The 26330-nt window shown below is 64.8% G+C and carries 25 protein-coding genes and 1 pseudogene; 15 read left to right on the top strand and 11 right to left on the bottom strand.

Annotation, left to right across the window (positions count from 1 at the left end):
* Positions 1-58: 58 nt before the first annotated feature.
* A complete protein-coding gene (locus tag G7078_RS07590; protein ID WP_166094637.1) occupies positions 59-682 on the top strand; it encodes a superoxide dismutase in 624 nt (207 codons plus the stop codon).
* A 15-nt stretch (positions 683-697) separates the two neighbouring features.
* On the opposite strand, the gene G7078_RS07585 is transcribed toward G7078_RS07590, so the two are convergent.
* The 6 genes from G7078_RS07585 to dapF are packed head-to-tail and all read right to left on the bottom strand — an operon-like array spanning position 698 to position 5858.
* Positions 698-1459, bottom strand: coding sequence for an ABC transporter permease (locus G7078_RS07585; protein ID WP_166094635.1), 762 nt, complete (start codon positions 1457-1459; stop codon positions 698-700).
* On the bottom strand, positions 1456-2397 hold the full coding sequence (locus G7078_RS07580; RefSeq protein WP_166094633.1) for an ABC transporter ATP-binding protein: 942 nt from the start codon (positions 2395-2397) through the stop codon (positions 1456-1458). Before G7078_RS07580 ends, G7078_RS07585 begins: the two co-directional genes overlap by 4 nt.
* Complete coding sequence (locus G7078_RS07575) at positions 2394-3011, bottom strand: septation protein A (RefSeq protein ID WP_166094631.1); 618 nt, start codon at positions 3009-3011, stop codon at positions 2394-2396. Before G7078_RS07575 ends, G7078_RS07580 begins: the two co-directional genes overlap by 4 nt.
* The gene (gene ftsY, locus G7078_RS07570; protein WP_166094629.1) at positions 3008-3925 is read right to left on the bottom strand and encodes a signal recognition particle-docking protein FtsY; all 918 of its coding nucleotides are present in this window, start codon (positions 3923-3925) and stop codon (positions 3008-3010) included. The genes G7078_RS07575 and ftsY overlap by 4 nt, the downstream gene beginning before the upstream one ends.
* Positions 3922-5061 (bottom strand): MiaB/RimO family radical SAM methylthiotransferase, encoded by a 1140-nt coding sequence (locus G7078_RS07565; protein ID WP_281346908.1) that lies wholly within the window; start codon positions 5059-5061, stop codon positions 3922-3924. Before G7078_RS07565 ends, ftsY begins: the two co-directional genes overlap by 4 nt.
* Positions 5058-5858 (bottom strand): diaminopimelate epimerase, encoded by an 801-nt coding sequence (gene dapF / locus G7078_RS07560; RefSeq protein ID WP_166094624.1) that lies wholly within the window; start codon positions 5856-5858, stop codon positions 5058-5060. The genes G7078_RS07565 and dapF overlap by 4 nt, the downstream gene beginning before the upstream one ends.
* Positions 5859-5919: 61 nt before the next feature.
* Between dapF and G7078_RS07555 the strand changes: the two genes are divergently transcribed.
* The 4 genes and pseudogenes from G7078_RS07555 (at position 5920) to rimM (ending at position 9202) form a co-directional block, all read left to right on the top strand.
* A complete protein-coding gene (locus G7078_RS07555) occupies positions 5920-6348 on the top strand; it encodes a hypothetical protein (RefSeq protein ID WP_206367437.1) in 429 nt (142 codons plus the stop codon).
* A 183-nt stretch (positions 6349-6531) separates the two neighbouring features.
* Positions 6532-7992, top strand: a complete 1461-nt coding sequence (gene ffh, locus G7078_RS07550; protein ID WP_166094622.1) for a signal recognition particle protein — start codon at positions 6532-6534, stop codon at positions 7990-7992.
* A 25-nt stretch (positions 7993-8017) separates the two neighbouring features.
* Positions 8018-8476, top strand: a pseudogene (gene rpsP, locus G7078_RS10925) (30S ribosomal protein S16); the annotation flags it as partial.
* Positions 8477-8713: 237 nt separating this feature from the next.
* Positions 8714-9202: a ribosome maturation factor RimM gene (gene rimM, locus G7078_RS07540; RefSeq protein WP_166094617.1), complete on the top strand. Its 489-nt coding sequence runs from the start codon at positions 8714-8716 to the stop codon at positions 9200-9202.
* Here the strand turns inward: rimM and G7078_RS07535 are convergent.
* Complete coding sequence (locus tag G7078_RS07535; RefSeq protein ID WP_166094614.1) at positions 9199-10173, bottom strand: NAD(P)/FAD-dependent oxidoreductase; 975 nt, start codon at positions 10171-10173, stop codon at positions 9199-9201. The genes rimM and G7078_RS07535 overlap by 4 nt on opposite strands.
* 58 nt (positions 10174-10231) lie before the next feature.
* Between G7078_RS07535 and G7078_RS07530 the strand changes: the two genes are divergently transcribed.
* The 3 genes from G7078_RS07530 to rplS are packed head-to-tail and all read left to right on the top strand — an operon-like array spanning position 10232 to position 11722.
* The gene (locus G7078_RS07530) at positions 10232-10570 is read left to right on the top strand and encodes a hypothetical protein (RefSeq protein WP_166094612.1); all 339 of its coding nucleotides are present in this window, start codon (positions 10232-10234) and stop codon (positions 10568-10570) included.
* Positions 10567-11325: a tRNA (guanosine(37)-N1)-methyltransferase TrmD gene (gene trmD / locus G7078_RS07525; protein ID WP_166096262.1), complete on the top strand. Its 759-nt coding sequence runs from the start codon at positions 10567-10569 to the stop codon at positions 11323-11325. Before G7078_RS07530 ends, trmD begins: the two co-directional genes overlap by 4 nt.
* Complete coding sequence (gene rplS, locus G7078_RS07520; RefSeq protein ID WP_166094610.1) at positions 11303-11722, top strand: 50S ribosomal protein L19; 420 nt, start codon at positions 11303-11305, stop codon at positions 11720-11722. The genes trmD and rplS overlap by 23 nt, the downstream gene beginning before the upstream one ends.
* On the opposite strand, the gene G7078_RS07515 is transcribed toward rplS, so the two are convergent.
* Together G7078_RS07515 and G7078_RS07510 are read right to left on the bottom strand one after the other, a co-directional pair.
* Entirely contained in the window at positions 11719-12939 is a 1221-nt protein-coding gene (locus tag G7078_RS07515; RefSeq protein WP_166094608.1) for a hypothetical protein, read from the bottom strand. The genes rplS and G7078_RS07515 overlap by 4 nt on opposite strands.
* 70 nt (positions 12940-13009) lie before the next feature.
* Entirely contained in the window at positions 13010-15217 is a 2208-nt protein-coding gene (locus tag G7078_RS07510; protein WP_166094605.1) for a M20/M25/M40 family metallo-hydrolase, read from the bottom strand.
* An 87-nt stretch (positions 15218-15304) separates the two neighbouring features.
* Between G7078_RS07510 and G7078_RS07505 the strand changes: the two genes are divergently transcribed.
* The 4 genes from G7078_RS07505 to G7078_RS07490 are packed head-to-tail and all read left to right on the top strand — an operon-like array spanning position 15305 to position 19495.
* Positions 15305-16333 (top strand): aspartate-semialdehyde dehydrogenase, encoded by a 1029-nt coding sequence (locus tag G7078_RS07505; protein WP_166094603.1) that lies wholly within the window; start codon positions 15305-15307, stop codon positions 16331-16333.
* Positions 16333-16785, top strand: a complete 453-nt coding sequence (locus G7078_RS07500; RefSeq protein ID WP_246166305.1) for a GFA family protein — start codon at positions 16333-16335, stop codon at positions 16783-16785. Before G7078_RS07505 ends, G7078_RS07500 begins: the two co-directional genes overlap by 1 nt.
* On the top strand, positions 16782-17537 hold the full coding sequence (locus G7078_RS07495) for an alpha/beta fold hydrolase (RefSeq protein ID WP_166094602.1): 756 nt from the start codon (positions 16782-16784) through the stop codon (positions 17535-17537). The genes G7078_RS07500 and G7078_RS07495 overlap by 4 nt, the downstream gene beginning before the upstream one ends.
* A gap of 59 nt (positions 17538-17596) precedes the next feature.
* Positions 17597-19495, top strand: a complete 1899-nt coding sequence (locus G7078_RS07490; protein WP_166094600.1) for a M2 family metallopeptidase — start codon at positions 17597-17599, stop codon at positions 19493-19495.
* Positions 19496-19556: 61 nt separating this feature from the next.
* Here the strand turns inward: G7078_RS07490 and G7078_RS07485 are convergent, their stop codons facing one another.
* Both G7078_RS07485 and G7078_RS07480 read right to left on the bottom strand, forming a co-directional pair.
* The gene (locus G7078_RS07485) at positions 19557-20012 is read right to left on the bottom strand and encodes a hypothetical protein (RefSeq protein ID WP_166094598.1); all 456 of its coding nucleotides are present in this window, start codon (positions 20010-20012) and stop codon (positions 19557-19559) included.
* A 118-nt stretch (positions 20013-20130) separates the two neighbouring features.
* On the bottom strand, positions 20131-20610 hold the full coding sequence (locus tag G7078_RS07480) for a peroxiredoxin (protein ID WP_166094596.1): 480 nt from the start codon (positions 20608-20610) through the stop codon (positions 20131-20133).
* 98 nt (positions 20611-20708) lie between these two features.
* Between G7078_RS07480 and G7078_RS07475 the strand changes: the two genes are divergently transcribed.
* From G7078_RS07475 to G7078_RS07465, 3 genes are all read left to right on the top strand, one after another.
* Positions 20709-21281 (top strand): YqgE/AlgH family protein, encoded by a 573-nt coding sequence (locus G7078_RS07475; RefSeq protein ID WP_166094594.1) that lies wholly within the window; start codon positions 20709-20711, stop codon positions 21279-21281.
* 84 nt (positions 21282-21365) lie between these two features.
* Positions 21366-22778 (top strand): adenosylhomocysteinase, encoded by a 1413-nt coding sequence (gene ahcY / locus G7078_RS07470; protein ID WP_166094592.1) that lies wholly within the window; start codon positions 21366-21368, stop codon positions 22776-22778.
* Between the two features lie 316 nt (positions 22779-23094).
* Positions 23095-26076 carry a TonB-dependent receptor plug domain-containing protein gene (locus G7078_RS07465; RefSeq protein ID WP_246166538.1) on the top strand — a complete coding sequence of 994 codons (2982 nt, stop codon included), beginning with the start codon at positions 23095-23097 and terminating at the stop codon, positions 26074-26076.
* The last annotated feature ends 254 nt before the right edge of the window (positions 26077-26330 follow it).

Raw genomic sequence — 26330 nt, 5'->3', positions numbered from 1 at the left:
GGCGGGCCGCGTCCTAGGTGCGCTTCCAACCACGCCACAACGCGACGAGGAGCAACCCATGGCTTTCATCCTTCCCGAACTGCCCTATTCCAAGGACGCGCTGCAGCCGCACATGTCGGCGGAAACGTTCGACTACCACCACGGCAAGCACCACAAGGCGTATGTCGACAAGACCAACGGCATGCTGGGTGAGAAGGGCCTGGAAGGCGCGTCGCTGATCGAGGTCATCAAGGCCGCCAAGGACAAGGGCGACAAGGGCCTGTTCAACAATTCCGCGCAGATCTGGAACCACAGCTTCTTCTGGCAATGCCTGGCGCCGCAGGGCTCCACCGCCCCGTCGGGCCGGCTCAAGGACATGATCGACGGCGACTTCGGCGGACAGAATGCGCTGCTGGAGAAACTGGCGACGGAAAGCGCCAACCATTTCGCCAGCGGCTGGGGCTGGCTGGTGCTCAACAACGGCAAGCTGGAAGTCACTTCGCTGCATGACGCGGACACGCCGGTCGCACACGGCATGACGCCGCTGCTGACCGTCGATGTCTGGGAACATGCCTATTACATCGATTACCGCAACGAGCGGCCGCGCTTCCTCAAGACGGTGCTCGAAAACATCATCAACTGGGACTTTGTGGCCCAGAACCTCGACGGCAACGGCGCCAGCCGGGCCGACCAGAAAGGTTAATCCGGTCGGGACGGGCTACTGCTTGAGCCGGTAGCCCGTCCGGAAGATCCACCAGATGGCGGCAAGGCAGACCAGGAAGAAGGCGAAGGTCGCGGCCAGGCTGAGGCCCACCGGCACGTCGGCCTGACCGAAGAAGGTCCAGCGAAAGCCGTTGATCAGATAGACCACGGGATTGAACAAGGTGATCGTTCGCCAGGGCTCCGGCAGCATCTCGATCGAATAGAATGCGCCGCCGAGGAAAGTCAGCGGCGTGACGACCAGCAGCGGGATGATCTGCAGCTGCTCAAACCCCTTCGCCCAGATGCCGACGATGAAGCCGAACAGGCAAAAGGTGCTGGCCACCAGGATCAGGTAAAGCAGCATCAGCAGCGGATGTTCGATATGCACCGGCACGAACAGGTTGGCCGTAATCAGGATCACCAGCGCCACGCTCATCGCCTTTGACGCCGCTGCGCCGACGTAGCCGAGCACCGTTTCGAATGCCGACAGCGGCGCCGACAGCAATTCGTAGATGGTGCCGGTGAAGCGCGGCATGTGGATGCCGAAGCTGGCGTTGAAGATGCTCTCGGTAAACAGCGACAGCATCATCAAACCGGGGACGATGAAGCTGCCGTAGTCGATGCCGTTGATTTCACTCATCCGGCTGCCGATCGCGGCACCGAAGACGATGAAGTAAAGCGATGTCGTAATGACCGGCACCGCAAGGCCGGTCCACAGCGTCCGCCGGAAGCGGTGCATTTCAAACTTGTAGATCGCCCAGACGCCCCGCCAGTTCATGCTGCTTGCTCCCGGCGCTCATGGATCAGGTTGACGAAAATGTCTTCCAGGCTCGATTGCTTGGTATCGAGATCCTTGAAGGCGATGCCCGCCTCGCGCATCGCGCTGAGAAGCGAGGGAATGCCCGTGCGCTCGGCCTTCGCGTCGAACTCGTAGCGCAGCGTGTTGCCGTTGTCGGTCAGCGTCGGGGACCACTGGGCAAGCGCGTCCGGCACCGCGTCGAGCGGCTCGGTCAGCTGCAGGTGCAGGATCTTGCGGCCGAGCTTCTGCATCAGGGCATGCTTTTCTTCGACCAGAATCAGCTCGCCCTTGTTGATGACGCCGACGCGGTCGGCCATCTCCTCGGCCTCTTCGATGTAGTGGGTGGTCAGGATGATGGTGGTCCCGCGCTCCCGCAGGCGGCGAACCAGCTCCCACATGTCGCGGCGAAGTTCGACGTCGACGCCGGCCGTCGGCTCATCGAGGAACAGGATGTCGGGATCGTGGGCCAGCGCCTTGGCAATCATCACGCGGCGCTTCATGCCGCCCGACAAGTCTTTCAGGATCGCCTTGCGCTTGTCCCACAGCGACAGGTCGCGAAGGATCTGCTCGACCTTTTGCGGGTCGGGCTTGCGGCCGAACAATTCGCGGCTGAAGCTGACGGTGTTCAGCAACGGCTCGAACACGTCCATGGTCAGTTCCTGGGGAACGAGGCCGATCCGCTTGCGCGCTTCGCGATAGTGCCGCTGCCAGTCCTTGCCATCGATCAGCACTTCGCCCGCGGTCGCGGTGACGATGCCGCAAATGATGCTGATCAACGTCGTCTTGCCGGCGCCGTTGGGGCCGAGCAGTGCGAAGATCTCTCCGCGCCGAATATCGAGGTCGACGCTTTTGAGCGCTTCGGTGCCGCTGGCGTAGGATTTGCGGACGCCGCGGATGGAAAGGATTGGATCGCTCAATCGACTGGTCCTGGTTCTGCGGGCGCCGCTTCGTCGCGCGTCAGCCCGTGTTTCAGCAGCATCGGAATATTCAAGGCAGCGAAGATGAAAGTGAGGGGAAGGGCGCCCCACAGCTTGAACCCGATCCAGAAATCGGTGGTGCTGTTGCGCCAGACGAATTCGTTCAGCGCGGCCATGACGGCGAAGAACCAGGCCCAGTTGCGGGTCAGCTTGCGCCAGCCCTCGGCATCCAGCCCGGGATAGGCGCCGCCAAGCACGTTCTTAAGTAACGAGCGGCCAGTGAGGAGTCCGAAGCCAAGGATGCCCGCGACGAACAGGTAATAGAGCGTTGGCTTCACCTTGATGAAGGTCTCGTCGTGGAGCCAGATGGTGACGCCGCCGAGCACTACCACCATGATGCCCGAGAACCAGAGCATCGGCGAGATGCGGCGGAAGCGGATCGCCGAGTAGATCATCGCGGCGATCATCGCGACCATGAAGGCGCCGGTGGCGACAAAAATCTTGAGCGCGGCGGGCACCGGGGCAAGGAAGTTGACGGCGAAGAAGACCAGCAAGGGTCCGACGTCGATCAACAGCTGCGCGCCGCTGCCCGGTTCCTGTTTGGCTTCGTTCATTCCGGGGGCAGTCCTGCGATGGCGCGAGCGACGGCGCGCGGGTCGAATGGGCGCAAGTCGTCGGCTTGCTCGCCGACGCCGATCGCGTGGATCGGAAGGCCGAAGCGTTCGGCGGCCGCCACGAGCACGCCGCCGCGGGCGGTGCCGTCCAGCTTGGTCATGATGAGGCCGGTGACGTTCGCCGTCTGGCGGAACACCTCAACCTGGTTCAGCGCATTCTGGCCGGTCGTGGCGTCGAGGACGAGCAGCACGTCGTGCGGCGCTTCGGGGTTAAGGCGGCCCAGCACTCGACGAATCTTGGAAAGCTCTTCCATCAAGTGGGTCTTGTTCTGAAGCCTGCCGGCAGTGTCGACAATCAGGCAGTCGATGCCGGTCGCGGTGGCTTGCTTGACCCCGTCGAAGACGATTCCGGCAGCGTCGCCGCCTTCCTTGCCCGTGATGACCGGCGCGCCGATGCGGTCGCCCCAGATCTTCAATTGCTCGATCGCGGCCGCCCGGAAGGTGTCGCCGGCGGCAAGCAGGACGCCGTAATCCTGTTCCTTCAGCCAGTGGGCGAGCTTGCCGATGGTGGTCGTCTTGCCGGACCCGTTGACGCCAATGACCAGGATCACGTGGGGACGCGGGAAGCCCCAGACCGCAAGCGGCTTGGCGACCGGGGCGAGGATCTTCTCAATCTCTTCGGCAAGGATGGTGCGAAGTCCGCGTTCATCCAGCTTGTCGAACTTTTGCCGGGCGATCGCCTCGCGGATACGCCGGGACGCTTCGGGACCGATGTCGGAGGCGATCAGCGCTTCCTCGATGTCGTCGAGGGTCGAGGTGTCCAGCGCGGCGCGGCCGGTGAGGCCCGTCAGATTGTCGGCAACCCGCTCGGCAGTCTTGGAAAAGCCGCCACGCAGGCGGTCGAGCCAACTCATGCGGCTACTCCGACCAGTTGGCCGCCGTCGCGCTCGACAATCCGAGCTTCGATGAGGTCGCCGCGCGCGCTGCCCGCCACGCTTACGGGCGCGAAGGACTGGCCGTGACCCTTGGACTTGTTCTCGATCAGCACTTGCTGGCTGGTGCCGACCAGCGAGTCGAGCCATGCCTCCCGGCGGGCTGCGGCGGCTTCGCGAAGGCGGGATGCGCGGGCCTTCACGACCTCATGGGCAAGCTGAGGCATTCTTGCCGCCGGGGTGCCTGGACGTGCCGAATAGGGAAAGACATGGGCCGCGACGATATCGCAATCGTCGATCAATCTCAGGCTGTTAAGCGACATATCCTCAGTTTCCGTGGGAAAGCCGGCGATGAGGTCGGCGCCGATGGTGGCGTCGGGCCGCACGGCCTTGATTTGCTCGACCGTGCGGACCGCGTCAGCCCGGTCATGGCGGCGCTTCATCCGCTTCAGGATCATGTCGTCGCCGGCCTGCAACGACAGGTGAAAGTGCGGCATCAGGCGCCGCTCCCCCGCGACCAGCTCCATTAACGCGCCGTCGATCTCGATGCTGTCGAGCGATGAGAGCCGCAGCCGGGACAAGCGCGGTTCGGCGGCAAGCAACCGTTGGCACAGCTTGCCCAGGCCGCCTTCGTAGTCGGTGATATCGACGCCGGTCAGGACGATCTCGCGCGCTCCGCGGTCGATCTCCTTCGCCACTGCATCGCGGATCGCTTCAAAGGGGTAGGACCGGCTTTCGCCGCGTGCCTGCCAGATGGTGCAGAAGGTGCAGCGATGGTCGCAGCCGGTCTGGACCGCGACGAAACTGCGGACATGTCCCTGGAATCCGGCCGGAACCGTTGACGCCATGGCGTCGGTCTTGGGAAGGACGCTCGAGACTTCGGGCATGGCTTCAAAGGCGGCGCGGTCGAGCTCTGATGCGCAGCCGGTGACGAGAATCCGCGCGTCGGGACGCCGGCGATGGGCGCGCCGAATCGCCTGCCGAGTCTGGCGCACGGCTTCGTTGGTGACCGCGCAGCTGTTGACGATAATCAGCGCCTCGTCGCGGTGGGCGCGGGCCATCGCTTCGCTTTCCGCGAAGTTGAGACGGCAACCCAGGGTAATGGTCTCGATGCTCAAGCCAGCGCGTCCGTTTCCAGCGTTCCTTCGAACACGTGGGTCGCCGCGCCGCGCATTCGCACCGGCTGCCCCGCTTCCCATGCGATCGTCAGCGACCCGCCGGGCATGTGCACCGCCACCGGGCTGTCGACCCGCTTGGTGACGATGGCCGCCACGGCCGTGGCGCACGCACCGGTGCCGCAGGCGAGGGTCAGGCCGGCGCCGCGCTCCCAGGAGCGCATGTGGATGCCGTTTTCGCGGACCACAGCGACGTGGATATTGATCCGCTCCGGAAACACCGGGTCGTTCTCGATCTCCGGTCCGCGGTGGTCGAGCTCGATCGTGGCCGGATCGTCGACGAAGAAGACGATGTGCGGGTTGCCGACGTTGACCGTGAAGCCATGCTTCAACTCGCCCCATTGCAGCGGCAGTGAGGCGGTATCCATTGGATAAGCGATCGGTATGTCCGCCCAGCCGAACCGCGGTTCGACCGTGGAAACCTCGAACTCGCGTCCGGCGGTGGAGCCTTCGATGATCCCGGCCGGGGTCTCGATCGTTTTGGCGCCGGTTAGTGCAACGACGCAGCGCGAGGCGTTGCCGCAGGATTCAACCTCTCCGCCGTCGTGGTTCCAGATGCGCATCGACACGTCCGCCTGGTCCGACTTGCCGATCACGATCACCTGGTCGCAACCGACCCCGCGGTGGCGGTCGGCGATGCCGCGGGCGAGCTGCGGCGCCATCGTCACCGCCTGTTCGCGGGCGTCGACGATCACGAAGTCGTTGCCGAGGCCATGCATCTTGTGGAAGTGGAGTTGCATCTGCCGGCGCAGTTAGGCAGCCGCCGATGCTTAGTCCACCACCCGTGAGTTTTTGAGAGCCATGACAAGATCAGCGAACGAAGTGATGCAGTCGGTGATCTTCTCGGCTGTGCTGGACGCCATCGCGGCGTTGAAGGGTGCGTCCGGGGGGCTTCCCAACCAATTGCTTCGCGACGTGCAGGCGATCCACCCGAACGTGACCTTCGCCGACCTTCCGAAGCCGCTGCAGGACGCGATTGCAGAGAGCACGCGGGGCGCGTTCACCCAATTGCTCAAGGACGGCTATGCGGTCGGCCCGCGCCAGCAGATGCAGCAGGCGCGGCCGATGGACCGCGTACCTGAGCGCGACCGCAGGGGTCCTCCAGGCGACCGGCGGCCACGACCGTCGGGTCCGCCGCGCGACCCGAACTCGCGTGGTCCGCGTGGCCCGGGCTCCGGCCCCGGCGGCGGGCCGAGGCGAAAGCCGAAGGGCAAGCCGAAGCTCGTCTAAGGACGCACGATGTGCGGCCGCGGTTGATTGTCGCGGATAATTCCCCTAACCGCCCGCTTGTCGTTTTCGACAGATAAGGATGGTCGCGCCCGAGGGCGCACGCCGGCCGACGAGGTTTCGTCCGCCGGCGCAAAATGCGTTGTCGCGTCTTATGTGGGCGGCTCGACCATCGGGAGAGTTTGAGTGTTCGATACCCTGAGCGACCGCCTTGGCGGCGTGTTCGACAAGCTTCGCGGCCGCGGCGCCCTCTCTGAGGCCGACGTGCGCGCTGCGATGCGCGAAGTTCGCGTGGCTCTGCTCGAAGCGGACGTCGCGCTGCCGGTGGCCCGCGATTTCGTCGACCAGGCGACCGAAAAGGCCGTGGGCCAGGAAGTCTTGCGGTCGGTCACGCCGGGGCAGATGGTCGTCAAGATCGTCCACGACCAACTAGTCGAGACGCTGGGCGCCGAAACCGCCGAATTGCGCATCGACGTCAATCCGCCGGCAGTGATCATGATGGTCGGCCTGCAGGGGTCGGGCAAGACGACGACCACGGCCAAGCTTGCCAAGCGGCTGACCGAAAAGGACCGCAAGCGGGTGCTGATGGCCTCGCTCGACGTGGCCCGCCCGGCCGCGCAGGAGCAACTCGCGGTGCTCGGCCGCCAGACCGGTGTCGAAACGCTTCCGATCGTCGCCGGCCAGCAGCCGGTCGACATCGCCAAGCGGGCGCTGCAGGCCGCGAAGCTGCAGGGGTATGACGTCGTCCTGCTCGACACCGCCGGACGGCTGCACGTCGACGACCAGTTGATGGGCGAGATGAAGGCGGTTGCCGCCGCTTCGACCCCGACCGAGACCCTGCTCGTGGTCGACAGCCTGACCGGCCAGGACGCCGTCAACGTCGCCAAGGGCTTCTCGGCCGAAGTCGATCTTACTGGCGTTATCCTCACCCGGATGGATGGCGATGCCCGCGGCGGCGCGGCGCTGTCGATGCGCGCCGTCACCGGCCAGCCGATCAAATTCGCCGGCGTTGGCGAGGCGCTCGACAAGCTGGAGGCGTTCCACCCGGAACGGGTCGCCGGACGCATCCTTGGCATGGGCGACGTCGTCAGCCTGGTCGAGCGCGCGGCGGAGACAATCCAGGTCGAAGACGCGGAAAAGCTCGCCGCCAAGATGGCCAAGGGCAAGTTCGACCTCGACGACTTGCGCATGCAGATCGGCCAGATGCAGCGCATGGGCGGCCTTGGCGCACTGGCGTCGATGATGCCCGGCATCAAGGGGATGAAGGGCGCGATCGACAAGGCCCAGGACGGCAAGGCGCTGGTCCACCTCGAGGCGATGATGAGCTCGATGACCGCCAAGGAGCGGGCCAAGCCCGAGCTGATCAATGCCAAGCGCAAGATCCGCATCGCCAAGGGCAGCGGCACCACCGTTCAGGAGGTCAACAAGCTGCTCAAGATGCACCAGGAAATGGCCAATGCCATGAAGCGGCTCAAGAAGATGGGCGGCCTCGGCAAGCTGGCTGCGATGTTCGGGAAGGGTGGGCTTGAAGGCGCGCTGGGCGGGATGGTCCCCGGCGGAATGTCGGCCGGCGGGCTTCCGGGCCTTGGCGGCGGTGCCGGCGGCTTCAATCTTCCCCCCGGTTTCGACAAATTTTCAAAGAAATAACAGAACGCACTGAAAGGAATACAAAATGGCAGTTTCAATTCGTCTCGCCCGTGGCGGCGCCAAGAAGCGCCCTTATTACCGCATCGTCGTTGCCGACAGCCGCAACGCCCGTGACGGCCGCTTCATCGAGAAGGTCGGTACCTACAATCCGTTGCTGGCCAAGGATTCGCCGGAGCGCGTGAAGCTGGACGCCGATCGCATTTCGCACTGGTTGAGCGTCGGCGCGCAGCCGTCGGACCGAGTCCTCCGCTTCCTGGATGCCGCGGGCATCAAGGAGCGCGCCGCGCGCAACAACCCGAATAAGGGCCAGCCGGGCGAAAAGGCCAAGGAGCGCGTCGAGGAGCGCGAGACGAAGGCTGCCGAGGCCGCTGAAGCTGCTGCTGCAGCCGCTGCCGCGCCCGCCGAAGAGGCGCCGGCCGAGGAAGCCACTGCCGCTGACGAGGCACCTGCTGCTGAAATGCCTGCCGCCGATGACGCCGCGGCCGCCGAGGAAGCACCCGCTGCTGAAGAGGCTCCGGCAGCCGAAGCCACTGGCGAGTCGACCGACGAGCCGGCGGAAGGCGCCGTCGAGGACACGCCCGCTGAAGGCGCCGAAACGCCCGACCAGTCGGCTGCGACCGCCGAAGCTCCGGCCGCTGCGGAATCGTCCGACGAGCCTGCTGAAGGTTCGGCCGAGGACGCTCCGGCAGAAGGCGCCGAGAAGGCCGAGTAAGCTTCAGCCTTGGCTGAAACCGACCGCATCGCCCTTGCCGCCGTCGCTGGAGCGCACGGCGTCAGGGGCGAAGTGCGGCTGAAGCTGTTCACCGACAGCGTCGAAAATTTGGCGTGCCACCGGCGTGTGTTCGTGGCGGGGGCCGAGCGTCAGCTGGAAAGCGTTCGCCCGGCCAGCGGCGGCGCGGTTGCCCGTTTCCAGGGCGTGGCGGACCGGTCGGCCGCCGAGTTGCTGCGCGGATCGGTGATCGAAATCGATCGCGCCGCGCTGCCTCCGCTCGAGGACGGCGAATATTATCACTCCGACCTGGTTGGCCTGGCGTGCGTGGATGCCGCGGGTAGCGACTTCGGGCGCGTCGTGGCCGTCGAGAACTTCGGTGCCGGCGACCTGCTGGAGGTCGAAAGCCCGGCCGGCAAACGCGCGCTCATCCCGTTCCGCGACGGCGTGGCAGACCTCGCCGATGGCCGGATCGTCATCGATCCGGATTTTCTCGCCTAGGAGCCGGTTTCCGCTTCCTCCAGCGTCGGCTCGGAGATCGCCGCTTCCCTGAAGAGCGGCCGCTGCCTGGCGAGGTCGTTGCGAATGGTGGTCGCCGCGACCCCGCCTTCGCCCATCGCGTGGCTGATCTGGTCGAGGCCAAGCACAACGTCGCCCGCCGCATAGAGGCCCGGCACAGTCGTCCGCTGATGGCTGTCGGCCTTGACGCAGGCGTCATCGCTAAGGGTTGCGCCGACCATTTCGGCGAGCTGGGTGTGCGTGTCCGAGCCGAGTGCCGGGTACACGCTGTCGAAAGCGTGGCGGCCCTCGGCAGTATCGACGACGATGCACTGGTCCGCCACGGCGACGGCTTGCGCCGGCCCGTCGATGCACTCGATGCCCGCTTCCTTCAGTTTCTGCTGGTCTTCTTCCGACAGGCGAAGCGCGGCGTCCGGCGCGATGAGCGTCACGTCCGCGGTAAAGCTGCGGATGAACAGCGCTTCGGCGACGCCGTGGCTGTCGCTGCCGATGACGCCCACTTTCTTGTCGGTGACTTCGTAACCGTCGCAGATCGGGCAGTAGCGGATAAGTCCGTTGGCGAGCGCCTCGTCGTGCAGGTCCTCGTCCATCGGCGGCTTGCGATTGGTGACGCCTGTCGCAAGCAGGATTGATCGCGCCCGCTCGCCGCCGGAGCCCCAAGTGGCGGTGAACACGCCAGTCTCGTCATCGCGCTCGAGCTTCGTCACGCGATCCTGGATGATCTTGGCCCCATATTTCTGAGCCTGTTCGCGCATCAGCCGAAGCAGCTCCTTGCCATTGATCCCGTCCGGATATCCCGCATGGTTGTGGCTGCAGGGGATCCAGCCGGCGCGGCTCTTGCCGGCATCGACGACGCGAATGTCCAGGTGAAAACGGGCGAGGTAAATGGCGGCAGTCAGTCCGGCGGGGCCGCCCCCAATGATCAGGCAGTCGAGGATGTCGTCTTCGTCCATGAACACCAAGCGCGCCGAGGAAATGGCGGTTCCAGAATGTCGATGCTAAAACACTCGGGTGGCCGATATTCTTTTCCTGATGGCAGTCGTTTTGTTTGCCGTGCTTTTCGCCGCCGCGGCTTCGGTGGCACTAATACGTTACAAGCCGACATGGTCTAAGAAGCGCGTCATCCGCTCTGCTGCTCTCGTGCTGCCGGTGCTCATTTTGGCTCTATGCTGCGCCAGCTTCCTTAGAATATCGCTGATGTCGGCGGAGCAATGCGGTGTTGATGCGTGCGGGATGGGCATCTTAGCTGGGCTGGTGCTGACCACGCTCGCCGTGGTTCTCGTGGTCCCGGGGCTAATAGGCGCGCGACTGGCCTATCGTCGCTTCGGTTCTGACGACGATCCATGGTGAACTTCCGCTCCACCGTCCTGACCCTTTACCCGGAGATGTTTCCCGGGCCGCTGGGAATCAGCCTGGCGGGCAGGGCGCTCAACGAAGGGCGGTGGTCGCTGGATACCGTCCACATCCGCGACTTCGCCACCGACAAGCATCGCACGGTCGACGACACCCCCGCCGGCGGCGGTGCGGGGATGGTGCTTCGCGCCGACGTGCTTGGCGCCGCGATCGACAGCGTTGCCGACGGTCGGCCGCTGCTCGCGCTGACGCCTCGCGGCAAGCCGCTGACCCAAGCTCGGGTGCGGGAGTTGGCAGCGAGCGAGGGCGTGATCCTGCTGTGCGGACGGTTCGAAGGGTTTGACGAGCGAATCTTCGAAGCTCGCGACATCGAGCCGGTCTCGATCGGCGACTATGTCCTGTCGGGCGGCGAGCTTGGCGCCATGATCGTGCTGGATGCTTGCGTTCGGCTGCTCCCCGGAGTAATGGGCGCGGCCTCCAGCGGAGAGGAGGAGAGCTTCGAAAGCGGCCTCCTGGAATATCCGCATTATACCCGACCAGTCACATGGGAAGGGCGCACGATCCCCGAAGTGCTGCGATCGGGGGATCATGCGAGGATCGCGGCGTGGAGACACGAGCGCGCTCTGGACCACACACGGCTATGGCGGCCGGACCTGATCGAGCGCCACGGGGGCGCATCGCAGGCACCGCCCTCTGGCGCGCGGCAACGAAATAGAGGCTTGAAGACCAATGAACCTGATCGAGACGCTTGAGCGCGAAGCCATCGAGGCGCTGACCGCCGACAAGAAGATCCCGGAATTCCGCCCTGGCGATACGCTTCGGGTCGGCGTGAAGGTCGTCGAAGGCGAACGCAGCCGCGTCCAGAACTTCGAAGGCGTGTGCATCGCCCGCTCGAACAAGGGGGTCGGATCGAGCTTCACGGTCCGCAAGATCAGCTTCGGCGAAGGCGTCGAGCGCGTGTTCCCGCTCTACTCGCCGGCCGTCGATTCGATCGAAGTCGTGCGCCGCGGTGTCGTTCGCCGCGCCAAGCTTTATTACCTGCGTGGCCGTACCGGTAAGTCGGCGCGTATCGCCGAACGCCGCGACGTCCGCCGCGACGCCGCTCCGGCCGCGACCGCCGACAAGGGCGACGCCAAGACCGAAGCCTAAGAGGGCAGCGTGCCGAGCGGCCTGGCTGCTCGGCCGCCTTTCACCGCGATGTAATAGTCGAACGCCAGGATCAATTTCCTGGTCTCGGCGTCGGCCGACTTGAGCGCATCGAGCTGGGGCCGGAGTTCGCGCAAGTTGACGATCTGTACCGCGGGCCCGCCAGCCATGGCGCGGGACAGCAGCGCGTCTTTCGAGAAATAGGATTCGCACGGCCCGGCCTTGTTGGTTTGCGGGTTCATCGCTTCGCCGCCGTCGCAATCGATCATCACGTTGACCAGCCGATAACCCTGGGGGAGCCCCCATTCGCCCAGGAAGTTGCCCAGCGCTGGGACGTTGGTGCCGCCCAGGCCGCGCATCGCGTGATATCCACCGAACTTAAAGAAGACCTTGGGCGCCTTGCCGTTGCGCCGCTTTGCCTCTGTAAACTGCCGCACGAAGTTGGTCTTCATGTAGTTTTCGCGCGCGAGATTGGAATCGTAGAAGCTTCCGGAGCCGCCCATATACGGCCGGTAGATCGCGACGCTGGTCCGGACCGCGTCGATCACCTTCAAGGCTGGCGCATTTCCACTGAAGCCTTTTTCCAGGGCGGCCAGCTGCTGCTCCGACATCGAACCGAGCATCATCGGGTCCTTGGCCGAAGCCGCGCGCAGGGTTGCGACGGCCTTCCGCTCCGCCGCGGTTCGGGCGAGCCGGTGCAGGTTTTCGACCAGGATGGGGCCGCCGCCGACGAATTCCTGGTCGAGGCCGAACAAGGCCTGCCGTCGGTCCGGCGACGAACGGACCATCGCTTCGGCCATGTCCGCTTCTTCGCCGAAGAACAGGAACGGGATGGTAAAGCCGTGACCGGGCGCGCCGATGAACCGTTGGATCTGACCCGGACCGCGCCGGATCAGCCGTTCGACGAAGGCTGTCGAATCTGGCCCCACTTCCAGCGCCGAATGCGTGTAACCCCGGCGGGCCAGGTCCCGCTGAAGCGCCGCTTCCAATAGCGCGATGCTGCCGGATCCGTGCTGCTCGCCAATCATCGTGAACTGGGCGGCGGCGCCATCGGCGACCAGCGCGTTCCACGCGTGGCCGGAAAAGTGTCCCTGGCCGTCGGTCGTGATGGGCTGAATCTGCGCCTTGATGATGGTCATCGGATCGGGCGGTGGCGCCTTCTGGCCGGAAAGCGCGGTCGCACAGGCGAGCAAAGCCGCCAACTTCATCGTCCGAGTCATCAATCAAGTCCCCCTGTGCCGAACGATAGGTCGGGAATTGTGGAGGTAAAGTCCGATCGAACCCGCAATTTCAGATTTTGATCTTGCTCACGACGACCGTCTGGTCGGCGGAATATTGCGGCTGGGCATGTCGCGGGCGCTGCCGGAGCAGGGCTTCACCGCCCGGCGGCAGGCCCGGCCGCGTGCCGATGACGGTTAGCGGCGCTGGCCTTGAGGTTGCGAAGACAAGGGTCAGGACTGCGCCGTCGCAGCTGCGTCCGACGCAAGCGACCGTGAATTCATCGCCGCCCGCTCCCAAAGGCCGCATGAACCCTTCCGTTCCGGCCCGCTCAAGCCTGGAGTTGGCGGGAGCGCGAAGGGCGACCTGCATCGCGCCGTTGCTTCGCAGGCGCAGCTGGACCGCGCGCCTGGCGCCGAGATTGCGGCTGCCCAGCACCTCGACAGTGACCGGCCGGATGCGGGCGGTTGGCGCGGGCGTCGTCCACAGCTTGCGCTTGCCATGGGGCAGCGCCTCGCGTTCCCACTTCGCCCCATTCCCATAACCGTGGGGCAGCGGCGCACGATCGTTCGAGACGGCCCAACTGGCGCGGCCATCAGGCGCGGTCACGTGCTGGACCGAAAACATCTGCTGCCGGTCCTGCGCGTAAGCGGGGGCGACGCCTACCACCGCCCAGCCGGCCAGCGCGAGGATGGCAGCGCCGACGAGCACGAGCGCGCGTCCCGCCCGCTGCAGCAGCGGGCCCGCTTCGACCAGCGCGGCGATCATGACCAGTGCCCCGACCGGCGCGACGACCCATTGCGGCCCGGGACTGAACAGTTGCTCGACCTGGGCAAGCATCTCGCCCCAGGTGAGAAACAACACCGCCAGTGCAACGAGCGCGGCAACGTCCTCGGCCCGACGGCGCCACCGCCGCAAGCCCACGCCGGCCAGAACGATCAGCGGCGGGAGCATGAAGTAGATGATCGCGCCGGGCGCGACGCTGGCGAGCGCAGCGCCAAGCAGCAGGAAGACGAGCCAATATGCCAGCCGCATGCGCTCCCGCTCGATGCCCGCGGCGAGCGTGCGCAGGGGGATGAGTGCTCCCAGCATGGCCGAGGCATAGACGGCAGACAGGGTCAGCTCCGGATGCGCTCGCCAGAAGGTCCCGGGGCGCAGGGCGCTCATGACGAAGTCGCCAAGCCATGCCAGAGCGGTCGCCAGGACCAGCGCAAGCAGCACCGCCAGGGGCGCCCGGAACCAGGCCCTCCGCTTGATTGCCAGGACCGACACGGCGATCGCAAGTGCAGCGAAGATCGCCAGCCCGACCGCCAGCGACATCTGCACCAGGAAGCGGCCAAGGACGTCGACGAAGATGCGGTCGCCCTTCGCCTCGGGCACGCCGTCGGCCAGCCGTTCCGTCATCGCCAGTGCCTGGTCGCCCATATGCTGCAGCGAACGGTCGTCGAGCGCGGCAAGGTTGTCGCCGGGGCTGTGATAGCGGGTTTCGTTGCCAACCATCGCGAAATTGAGCGCAAGCCAGCCGCGTTCGCTGAAGGTGGTGACGTCGGTGCCATTGGGCAGCAGCCGGTAAAGGTCGGTCGCCATGCTGCTTGCGAAGGGGCGGTCGACGGCGTCCCCGAACGCCTTGACCGCAGCCCCGTTGGGCGCGCTCGTCTCGAACATCACGACGGGCCCGGTGATGCCGCGCGCTTCGAAGTTGAGGACCGAATCGACGTTGCGGCTGAGCGGGTCCCGCAGGAAGGCGCGGGCGCCGACCAGCCCAAGCTCCTCGCCCTCGTTGAACAGGAAGACGACCGGCCGTTGAAGCTGCCTGTCCTTCATCAGCCGGGCAACCTCCAGCAGGGTTGCGACACCGATGCCATCGTCCGCGGCACCCGGGCTCGCGGGCGCGCTGTCGTAATGCGCGTTCAGCAACAGCGCCTTGCCGGCCGGCGGCCCGAGGACGGCGATGACGTTACGGGCGCGGGTGCAGGACACGGTTCGCGCCTTGGCGAAATCGTTGCAGGCGAACTGGTCGCGAACGATGGGCTTCAGCCCGATCGCATTCAGCTCGGCAACCAGCCGCCCGCGAACCGCGTCGTTCGCTTCGCTGTCGGACGGGTGCGGACGTTCGTCGCCGAGGATTCGCTGGAGGCGCGCCTTGGCCGACCGGGTGTCGAACCCGCCCTCGACCGCGTGGCTCCGGACCGGCGGGATCGAGACCAGCATCGACTTGGAGGCCATCGCTGCCAGGACGGCGACCAGTACGATAAGCGCCAGCCAGGCGTCGCGTCGCATCCTTCCCCCCTTGTGCCGGCGTCCGAGCGTATCGATTTAACGGGAGCATTGCGATAGGGGCGCAGCATCCCCCGTGGAGATTAGAAAATGGGCTATCGCGTCGCCGTCGTAGGCGCCACCGGCAACGTCGGCCGGGAAATCCTCAATATCCTGGCTGAGCGGCAATTCCCCGCCGACGAGGTGGCTGCGCTGGCTTCCGCGCGGTCGACGGGCGACGTTATCGATTTCGGCGACAGCGGCACCGAGCTGAAGGTTCGCAACCTCGAGCATTTCGATTTCGAAGGCTGGGACATTGCGTTGTTCGCCGCTGGGTCGAAGGTCAGCGAAGTCCATGCGCCGCGGGGCGCCGCGGCCGGCTGCACCGTTATCGACAACAGCTCGCTGTACCGGATGGACCCCGACGTGCCGCTGATCGTGCCGGAAGTGAATTCGGAAGCGATCGCCGGCTATCGCGCCAAGAACATCATCGCCAACCCCAATTGCTCGACGGCGCAGCTGGTCGTTGCGCTCAAGCCGCTGCACGATGCCGCGCGGATCAAGCGGGTGGTAGTGGCGACCTATCAATCCGTGTCCGGCGCCGGCAAGGCGGGGATGGACGAGCTGTTCAACCAGTCGCGCAACATCTTCGTCGGCGATTCCAACGAGCCGCAGCATTTCACCAAGCAGATCGCGTTCAATGTCATCCCCCACATTGACGACTTCCTCGACGACGGGTCGACCAAGGAAGAATGGAAGATGGTGGTGGAGACGAAGAAGATTCTCGACCCGCGGATCAAGGTCACCGCGACCTGCGTCCGGGTGCCGGTGTTCGTCGGCCATTCCGAAGCCGTGAATATCGAGTTCGAGGACGAGATTTCGGCCGACCAGGCGCGATCGATCCTGCGCGAGGCGCCGGGCGTGATGGTCGTCGATAAGCGGGAAGATGGCGGCTACGTCACGCCGGTCGAAAGCGTTGGCGAATATGCGACCTACGTCTCCCGCATCCGCGAGGACTCGACGGTCGAGAACGGCCTTTCGCTGTGGGTCGTCAGCGACAATTTGCGCAAGGGCGCTGCCCTCAATGCCGTCCAGATCGCCGAGCTGCTGGGCCGCAAGCATTTGCAGAAGGCGGCCTGATGGCGGGCGCCGAGGCGATGGACGGCGGCTGCGCCTGCGGCCGCGTGCGCTTCACCGCCCGGATCGACGATGACGAGGCGTATCTGTGCCACTGCCGGATGTGCCAGCGCGCGACCGGCTCGATCTCGATCGCGTTCAAGAGCGTCAAGCGCGCGGACGTCGCGTGGACGGCCGAGCCCGACTGGTACGAGAGCTCGCCGATCGCGCGGCGGCCCTATTGCGCGGCATGCGGGACTTCGCTCGGCTTTGCGTTCGCCAAGGACAGCGACAGCATGGACCTGACCGTGGCGGCGTTCGACGACCCATCGCGCTTTGTGCCGAAACACCATTTTGGCGCCGAGAGCATCCATCGCGCCTGGCTGAACACCGAAGGCTTGCCGGAAATCCGCACCGACGAGCACCAGAAGCTGGTCGACAAGTGGGTGGCGGCAACGGGTAGCGTGCCCGAGTGAGCGACCTTTCCAGCAAGCGCTGGACCGCTTCGGACGGAGTCGAGCTTGCCGTCCAGGAGCTGGGGGCGGGCAGGGCGGTGATCCTCCTCCACGGCCTGTTTTCCGACGCGGCCATGAACTGGATCAAGTTCGGCCATGCGGCGCGGATCGCAGCCGAGGGCTTTCGCGTAATCATGCCGGATCTTCGCGCTCACGGGCAGAGCGGCCGGCCGCACGAGGCCGAGCACTACCCCCACGGAGTCCTCGCCCGTGACCTGCGCGAGCTGATTGCCCACCTGGACCTCGACGATTTCGATCTCGGCGGGTTCTCGCTCGGCGCTCGGACGACGGTCGAAGCCATAGGCGAAGGCCTTCGCCCACGGCGCGCAATCCTCGGCGGGGCGGGGCTTGAGGGGCTGCGCAACTGGAAACGCCGCAAGACCTTCTTCCTCGAAGCCATCGCCGGGTTCGAGACCTTCCAGCGCGGCGACCCGCATTGGCTTTCGGTCCAGTTCATGAAGAGCCAGAAGGTCGATCTCGTCGCTTCGGCGCATCTGCTCGAAAGCTTCGAGGATACGTTCATGGACTGGCTGGCGGCGTTCACCATGCCGACGCTGGTGGTCTGCGGCAGCGAAGACGACGATAACGGGTCCGCGGAGGAGCTTGCCGCAGCGCTACCCAACGCCGAGTTCAAGGAGGTGCCGGGAACCCACATGAGTTCCGTCACCAAGCCGGAACTTGGCGAGGAAATCGCCCGCTTCCTGGCAACTTGACGAGGGCGCGCGGACGCGTCAGTCGCTTCTGGCGCGATAAACCAAGGACGAGGACGCCCATGAAACTTGTTGCTGCTTCCGTTTCGCTCATGGCGCTCGCAACCGCGGGCTGCACCACCACTGCTCCGCCGACCACCGTCGCCGTCGTCGACCCGGTCGCCCCACCCCCGCAAATCAACACTGGCCCAGCGCTTCCCGGCGCCGGCGAACTTACGCACCCGCTCACGCCCGAAGGCGCGCGCCAATTCGTCGCCGCTGTGGAAGCGGACCTGCTGGAGCTCAGCAACATTTCCAGCCGGGCGCAGTGGGTCAACGCCACCCACATCACCGACGATACCGACGCGCTGGCCGCTTATTTCGGGACGATCGGGACGGAAAAAGGCGTGCAATATGCCAAGCAGGCCGCGCAATATGCGCGCGTCCCGGGGCTCGATCCCGACACGGCGCGCAAGCTGAACATCCTGCGCGGGGCACTGGTCCTCGCCGCCCCCAGCACGCCGGGCGCTGCGGCACAGCTCAACGACATCACCACGCGGCTGCAGTCGACGTACGGGAAGGGCCGCGCGACCCATAACGGCAAGGTCATCACCGGTGACGACGCCGAAGAACTGATGGGCACGCTGCGCAAGCCCGAAGAGCTCAAGGAAGTGTGGACCAGCTGGCACAACAATGTGGGCCGGCCGATGCGCGCCGACTACACGCGGATGGTGGAAATCGCGAACCAGGGCGCGAAGGAACTCGGTTACGACGACACCGGCGCCATGTGGCGGTCGCAATACGACATGAGCCCGGAAGAATTCTCGGCCATGTACGACCGGCTGTGGGCGGAGACCAAGCCGCTTTACGACCAGCTTCACTGCTACACGCGGACCAAGCTCAACCAGAAGTACGGCAATGCCGTGCAGCCCGCGACCGGCCCGATCCGCGCCGACTTGCTGGGCAACATGTGGGCCCAGGAATGGGGCAATATCTATGACGTCGTCGCGCCGAAAGGGGCGGGCAACATCGGCTACGACCTCACCGACCTGTTGGTGAAAAAGAAGGTCACGCCGACCGAGATGGTGAAGATCGGCGAGCGGTTTTACACGTCGCTCGGGTTCGCGCCGCTGCCGCAGACCTTCTGGCAGCGATCGCAGATCACGCGGCCGGAAGGGCGGGAAGTAGTTTGCCACGCGTCCGCATGGGACCTCGACAACAAGGACGACCTGCGCATCAAGATGTGCACCAAGGTCAATGCCGACGACTTCGTCACCATCCACCACGAGCTGGGCCATAATTTCTACCAGCGGGCTTATAACGATCAGCCGTTCATCTACCTGAATGGCGCCAACGACGGCTTCCACGAAGCGATCGGCGACTTCGTCGCGCTTTCGGTGACGCCGGACTATCTGGTGCAGATCGGCTTGCTCGACCGCAGCAAGGTACCGTCCGCTGACAAGGACGTTGGCCTGCTGCTGCGCCAGGCGATGGACAAGGTCGCGTTCCTGCCGTTCGGCCTGCTGGTCGATAAATGGCGGTGGGGCGTGTTCGATGGCTCGACGACGCCGGCCCAGTACAACGCGGCCTGGCACGGCCTGAAGCAGCAATACCAGGGGATCGTTCCGCCGGTGACCCGGACGGAAGCGGACTTCGACCCAGGCGCCAAATATCACATCCCGGCGAACACGCCTTATGCGCGTTACTTCCTTGCCCGCATCCTTCAGTTCCAATTCTACAAGTCGGCATGCGAAATGTCGGGCTGGAAGGGGCCGCTCCACCGTTGCAGCTTCTATGGCAACAAGGAGGTCGGGGCGCGCTTGAACCAGATGCTGGCGATGGGTGCTTCAAAGCCCTGGCCGGACGCGCTCCAGGCATTCACCGGCTCGCGCGAGATGACGGCGAAGCCGATGCTGGAATATTTCGCGCCGTTGCAGGCGTGGCTCCAGGAACAGAACCGCGGCAAGCAGTGCGGCTGGTAGCCGCTGGCAAAAAAAGGGGCGTCCGGATGGACGCCCCTCGTTCTTCTAGCCTGGCCGACGCTTAGTAAGCGACGGAACCGACCTTGGTCTGCTCTTCCACCACCGGATCGGCCGGGTGGGTGGTCGAATTGCCATTCTCCTTCATCGCCATTGCTTCCTTGGCGATGCGGCTTTGGCTCTTTCCACCGCGTCCGCGTGATGAGGTCGACTGGGCCATGAAGCCTTCGCCTTCGCCTTCGCTCGCCGAACCGTCCGACATTTCGCTGCGGCGGTTTTCACTCCACTCGCTGATCTGGTCGGACAGGCTGGAAAGCTGGTCGCTGATCTGGCCACGGCGCGACCACAGGAAAACGCCGGCGCCGACCGCAGCAGCAGCGGCCGCCGCGGTAGCAATGGGACGTTCGCGGGCCAGGTCGGTGAACCCGCCGCTATACTGATTGTGGCCTTCGGGATTGTTGTTCTTGCTGCCGCTCCGGCTGCTGCTGCGGCCACGGTTCGAGTTGGTTGTGCGTGCCATTTCTCAAGTCTCCTAAAGTCTAAGATCGTCGAGAGGTGTAACGCGCTGGCACGCCCGGCCGTTGCCGCCCCACCGCCGCCACTCGGTGAGGAGTTGCGGTGGAGCGACAGGGCGCCCGCTAAAGCTGCTCGAGCAGGTATTCGGCGCTCGAAGCGCGGTATTCGCCCGGCGCTTCGACGTTAACCTGTTCGACCACGCCGTCGTTGACCAGCATTGAATAACGCTGGCTGCGCTTGCCCATGCCGAACTTCTCGCCGTCCATGCCGAGCCCGACCGCGTCGGCGAACTCGCCATTGCCATCGGCCAGCATGGTGATGTCGGCGGAACCGTCGCGCTCCCCCCATGCAGACATGACGAACGGGTCGTTGACGGAAATGCAGGCGATCTCGTCGACGCCCTTCGACTTCAGCTCGCCGGCCTTTTCCACGTAGGAGGGAAGGTGCCGCGCCGAGCAGGTCGGCGTGAAGGCCCCGGGCACGGCGAACAGCGCGACGCGCTTGCCGCTGAAATATTCTCCGGTCGTGGTCGGCTGCGGACCGTCAGGGGTGGCGACGGACAGCGAAACGTCCGGAATGCGGTCACCGACTTGAATTGCCATCGTCACTACTCCTTGATGCGTGTGGCCTGGCAGATAAGCGCGGCGACCAGGCGGCTCAAGGCTTGCCCGAACCGCTGTCGCTGCGGCAAAGACAGGGGGTGTCCGACGCGCCTTATCTTTCCGGCAAGCTTCTACTGGCGATGCCAGGCATGGCCGATCCCCGGTTCGAGCGGGCAGTGATCGCCTTGTGCGTCCACGACGAGAATGGGGCAGTGGGCGTCGGCATCGGCCACAAGCGGGCCGGGCTTCGGTTTCGCGCATTGCTCAGCCAGCTCGATATAGATCCAGGGAAAGCGCCCGACTGCGCGGTTCATCACGGCGGGCCGGTCGAGCCGGGCCGCGGCTTCATCATCCATTCGACGGACTGGGGCGGACAGGACACCTTGCAGGTCAACGGGCCAAACGGCGCGGTGTATGCGATGACGGGGACCATCGACGTTCTCAAGGCGATCGCCGAAGCGCGCGGCCCTTCGCAGTGGATCGCAGCGCTCGGTTATGCCGGTTGGGGCGCGGGGCAGCTGGAAGAGGAAATGACTCGCCACGGTTGGTTCGCCGCCGACGGCGATGCGCGGATCGTCTTCGACACGCCGACCGACGAGCGCTGGGCGGCGGCGTTCAAGAGCACCGGCGTCGACCCTCGCTTGCTGTCCACGCAGACGGGTGCGGCGTGATATAAAGAATTCTTTATATTTGCCTTCCGACGGTTCCCCCGCTAGGGCGCCGCCAAACCAACCAACTTCATCGGAGACTATAGCGTGGCGACCCAGGCTGAGACGCGTTTTGACGATTATGTCGTGAAGGACATGAGCCTGGCCGCATTCGGCCGCAAGGAAATCGAGATCGCCGAGACGGAGATGCCGGGCCTGATGTCGCTGCGTTCCGAATTCGGAACGTCTAAGCCGTTGAAGGGCGCGCGCATCGTCGGTTCGCTGCATATGACGATCCAGACTGCGGTGCTGATCGAAACGCTGACCGCACTTGGCGCCCAGGTTCGCTGGGCCTCGTGCAACATCTTCTCGACCCAGGACCATGCCGCCGCCGCGATTGCAGCGACGGGCGTACCGGTCTTCGCCGTCAAGGGCGAGACGCTCGAGGAATATTGGCAGTATGTCGTCCGCATCTTCGATTGGGGGCAGGACGAGACCTGCAACCTGATCCTGGACGACGGCGGCGACGCGACCATGTTCGCGCTGTGGGGCGCCCGCGTCGAGGCCGGCGAAACCCTGTTCACCCCCTCGAACGAGGAAGAAGAAGTGTTCGCGGCGACGCTCGAGCGCTTCCTCAAGGAGCGTCCGGGCTATCTCACCAAGTCCGTCCAAGCCATCAAGGGCGTGTCGGAAGAAACCACCACCGGCGTCCACCGCCTTTACGACCTGTCGAAGCAGGGCAAGCTTCCGTTCCCGGCGATCAACGTCAACGACAGCGTGACCAAGTCGAAGTTCGACAACCTCTACGGCTGCAAGGAATCGCTGGTTGACGCGATCCGCCGCGCCACCGACGTGATGCTGGCCGGCAAGGTCGCCTGCGTCGCCGGCTTCGGCGATGTCGGCAAGGGCTCGGCCCAGTCGCTGCGCAACGGCGGCGCCCGCGTGCTGGTCACGGAAGTCGATCCGATTTGCGCGCTCCAGGCGGCGATGGAGGGCTTCGAGGTCATCACGATGGAGGAGGCGACCAAGCGCGCCGACATCTTCGTGACTGCGACCGGCAACATGGACGTCATCACGCTCGATCACATGCGGGCGATGAAGAACATGGCGATCGTCTGCAACATCGGTCACTTCGACAGCGAGATCCAGATCGGCGCGCTGTCCAACATGAAGTGGACCGAGATCAAGCCGCAGGTCGACGAGGTCGAATTCCCGGACGGCAAGAAGATCATCGTCCTGTCTAAGGGCCGCCTGGTAAACCTGGGCAACGCCACCGGCCACCCGAGCTTCGTAATGAGCTCCAGCTTCACCAACCAGGTGCTCGCCCAGATCGAGCTGTGGACCGGCGGCGACAAGTATAAGAACGAGGTTTACGTCCTGCCCAAGCACCTCGACGAGAAGGTCGCTGCGCTCCACCTCGACAAGCTTGGCGTCAAGCTGACCAAGCTGAGCGACAAGCAGGCCGCCTATATCGGTGTTGCGACCGAAGGGCCGTTCAAGCCCGAGCACTACCGCTACTAGGCCGCATCCGTGCGCGGGGACGAGCTGAGGCTCGCCCCGCAAGCTGCCCCACTTTCCGGAGCCTGATCAGCATGTTCGCCGCGTCGACTCATCGGCGCGGCAGGCCGCGACGCGGCCAACCTGAACGGCTGTTGTATAATTGTAACAGAGCCAGTTGAACTCGAACGGGGGCTTCAACTTCAGTTTACTTCCCCGGGCGCTTTGTGCATCCGCTCCCATTACGTATTTTCGGGTGAAGGGGAGTTTCACAATGCACCGTGCAATTACGATGCGCAAATTAACCGTACTAGCTCTTTGTGGCGTTTCGCCGGTGGCAATGCTCGCCGCGGCCGCTCCGGCTTATGCTCAGGCCGGCCAGACGGTGAAGCCGGGCGAAAGCGCCTGTCAGGCTCCGTCGGGTCAGACCGACAAGGCTGCCTGCCCGGACACGACGCAGGAGCCCACTGATTCCGGCACCACCGGCGTTTCGAACGCGCCGCCGACGACTGAAGCTGGCGGCCCGGCCATCGTTGTTACTGGTACGCGCATCGGCCGCACCACCTTCAACAGCCCGGACTCGATCACGGTGGTTACGCGTGACCGCTCGACCCAGGCTGGTTTCAACTCGACTGCGGGCGTCCTGCAGAGCGTCGCCATCACGGGCGGCACGGCGCAGGTCAACGACACGTACGGCGGCCTGGTCACCGACGGTGGCGCCGGCGCCAACACCCTGTCGCTTCGCGGCCTGGGTGCGACCCGCTCGCTCGTCCTCCTGAACGGCCGTCGCGTTTCGCCGGCCGGTTCGCAGGGTGCGGTCGGTTCGGTCGACCTTAACGTGCTTCCGAACGCGATCGTCGATCGTATGGAAGTGCTTAACAGCGGCGCATCGTCGATCTACGGTTCGGACGCGATCGCGGGCGTTGTTAACGTCATCACGCGCAACAAGATCAACGGCCTGACCCTCGAAGGTTCGAGCCAATTCCCCGAGATCGGCGCTGGCGGAAGCCGCCGTATTGCTGCTGTCGGCGGCACCTCCGGCTCGAACTGGTCGGTTCAGGGCTCGGTAGAATGGTACAAGCGCGACCTTCTGCGTCTCGGCGACGTGCCTTCGCTGCGTTGCGGCCAGGAACTTTATGCTGACGGTAGCGACTTCATTGATCCGGCAACGGGCGAATCGAAGTGCTTCCCGATCGATGAAGGCGGCGTTTCGGTTAACCTGATCGCGACTGGCACCTTCAACGGTCAGTCGGTCGTCCTCGCACCGGGCATCAACCCTGCCTACAACGGCACCTGCAACCGCTTCCGGCCGAATCCGCTCGTCACCACCGGCCTGTTGCCGGGCTTCGAGTGCGCCGGCGGCGGTTCGATCAGCCTCAACATCCGCGACACCTCGACGTCCGGGACGCTCAACCAGAGCGTCGTGAGCGGCGCCGAAGTTCTCACCGGTTACCTGAGCGGCAACCTCGACACGTCGGTGCTTGGCAATGCCACCATCTACACCGAGGTGCTCGCCAGCCGCCGCAAGTCGCGGAACACGAACGAGCTGCAGCTGAACATCGACTATCCGATCAACAGCCCGCTGATCCCGGCGAACCTGGTCGGTCACCCGGTCAACTCCGGTCTCGGACTTCGTGTGTTCGCCAGCCGCGGCGCGCAGGAGTTCCGTCAGCAGGTCGACTTCGTCAAGGCGTCGATCGGCATGCGCGGCGACCTGCCGTTCAAGGACTGGGCCTACGATCTGTATCACAGCCGGGCCTGGAGCGACGCCGAGTATCACATCCCGGCCGTTCTCCTCGACCGTTTGGCGCAGAGCTCGAACGTCGTTTCGAATGGCAGCGGCGGTTTCAACTGCGTCGATCCGACCGGCGGCTGCGTCGCGCAGCCGGTGTTCACGCCTGGCCTCGCCAGCGGCTCGTTCAACGGCACGGCTTGGTACGATTATGTGACCGAGGATGTCGTCGGGACCACCAAGTTCCGCGAGCAGCTGTACGTTGCGGACATCAACGGTTCGCTGTTCCCGATCTGGGGCGGTGACGTGAAGGCGGCGCTCGGTATCGAGTATCGCAAGAACGCCATCAACGATCAGCCGAGCCCGGATGCCGTGGCCCTCAACCTGCAGAACTATGCAGGTGGCGGCCCAACCGTCGGGTCGGACAGCGTTTACGAGCTCTACGGCGAAGTTCAGGCTCCGCTGCTCAAGGACGTTCCGTTCGCCAAGCTGCTCTCGCTGGAAGCGTCCTATCGCTACACGCACTACAAGTCGTACGGCGGTGACACGACCTACAAGATCGGCGCCCTGTGGCGGCCTTCGAGCTTCCTGAGCTTCCGCGGCAGCTACGGCACGTCCTACCGTGCTCCGGCGCTGTTCGAGCAGTACATCGGTGGTTCGGAAGGCTTCCAGCCGGGTCAGAACGATCCTTGCGATCAGCTGCAGTCGGTCACGAACTTCGTGGTCCTTCAGCAGTGCCAGGCGGATGGCCTGCCGGCGAACTTCGTGCAGAATGGCGGGATCAAGGTCATCACCGTTGGTGGCGCCGAATCCGGCTTGAAGGCGGAAACGTCGAAGAACCTCACCTACGGTGTCGTGCTTCAGCACAACTTCGGTGATGCTATCGGCGCCTTCTCGTTCGCGGCCGACTACTTCCGCACCGAGGTCAACAACGGCGTGTCGCAGCTCAGCTACACGAACATTCTCGACGAGTGCTACGAGAACCCGCAGCGCCTGACCTGCTACCTGATCGAGCGTGGGCCTTACACGGGTCCGGGCACGGGTTCGTTGTCGGTGACGTCGGGTTACGTGAACATCGCGACCTCGCTGGCGAAGGGTATCGACTTCGTGGCCAACTATACCCGCCGCCTCGGCCCGGGTACGCTGAGCCTCGACGGTCAGGCCGTTCGCATGCTGGATCGCTATGACCAGACGCTTCCGTCCGACACGATCGTCCAGTCGGTTGGCCTCACGGCGAACCCGAAGTGGGCCGGTACGTTCGATGCTCGCTACAAGGTGAACAACCTGAGCTTCCTGTACGGGTTCGACTACATCCACGGGACGGACGACGCTCAGTACCTGGAGCAGTTCGGCTACACTCCGGAGTTCTACAACTTCAAGGTCGACGACTACATGATCAGCCGGGCATCGGTCCGCTTTGAGAACCGTCGCTACCAGTTCACGCTGGGCGTTCGGAACCTCTTCGACAAGCAGCCGCCGAAGATCACGACGACCAACCCGCTGGTTAACACCCAGTCGAACGTGCCGATCCAGGGCGGTTATGACTTCCTGGGCCGTACGTTCTTCATGAACGCCCGGGTTAACTTCTAAGGATAGGACAAGGCTGGGGAGTGGGATCCACTCCCCGGTTTTGTTTGGCGGGCCGACTGCTTTTTGGTCGCGGCCGACCATCCAGAAGCGAGATTTCAAAACTGACATGGGCGGGGAGCAATCCCCGCCCCTTTTTTGTCGCACGGCCTTCGTCAGGGGGACGTACGGCTGCCGCGAGATCCGCTCGGCGCCACAGCGTTCGACGTCTCTCACGTTGAACTTTACCGCTCTTCTTTCCGGCCGTGCAGCGCTCT

Origin of the sequence: Sphingomonas sinipercae (assembly GCF_011302055.1) — a bacterium.
GTDB lineage: Bacteria > Pseudomonadota > Alphaproteobacteria > Sphingomonadales > Sphingomonadaceae > Sphingomicrobium > Sphingomicrobium sinipercae.
The sequence above is the reverse complement of the archived record's forward strand: the minus strand, read 5'-3'. Positions and strand labels throughout refer to the sequence as shown.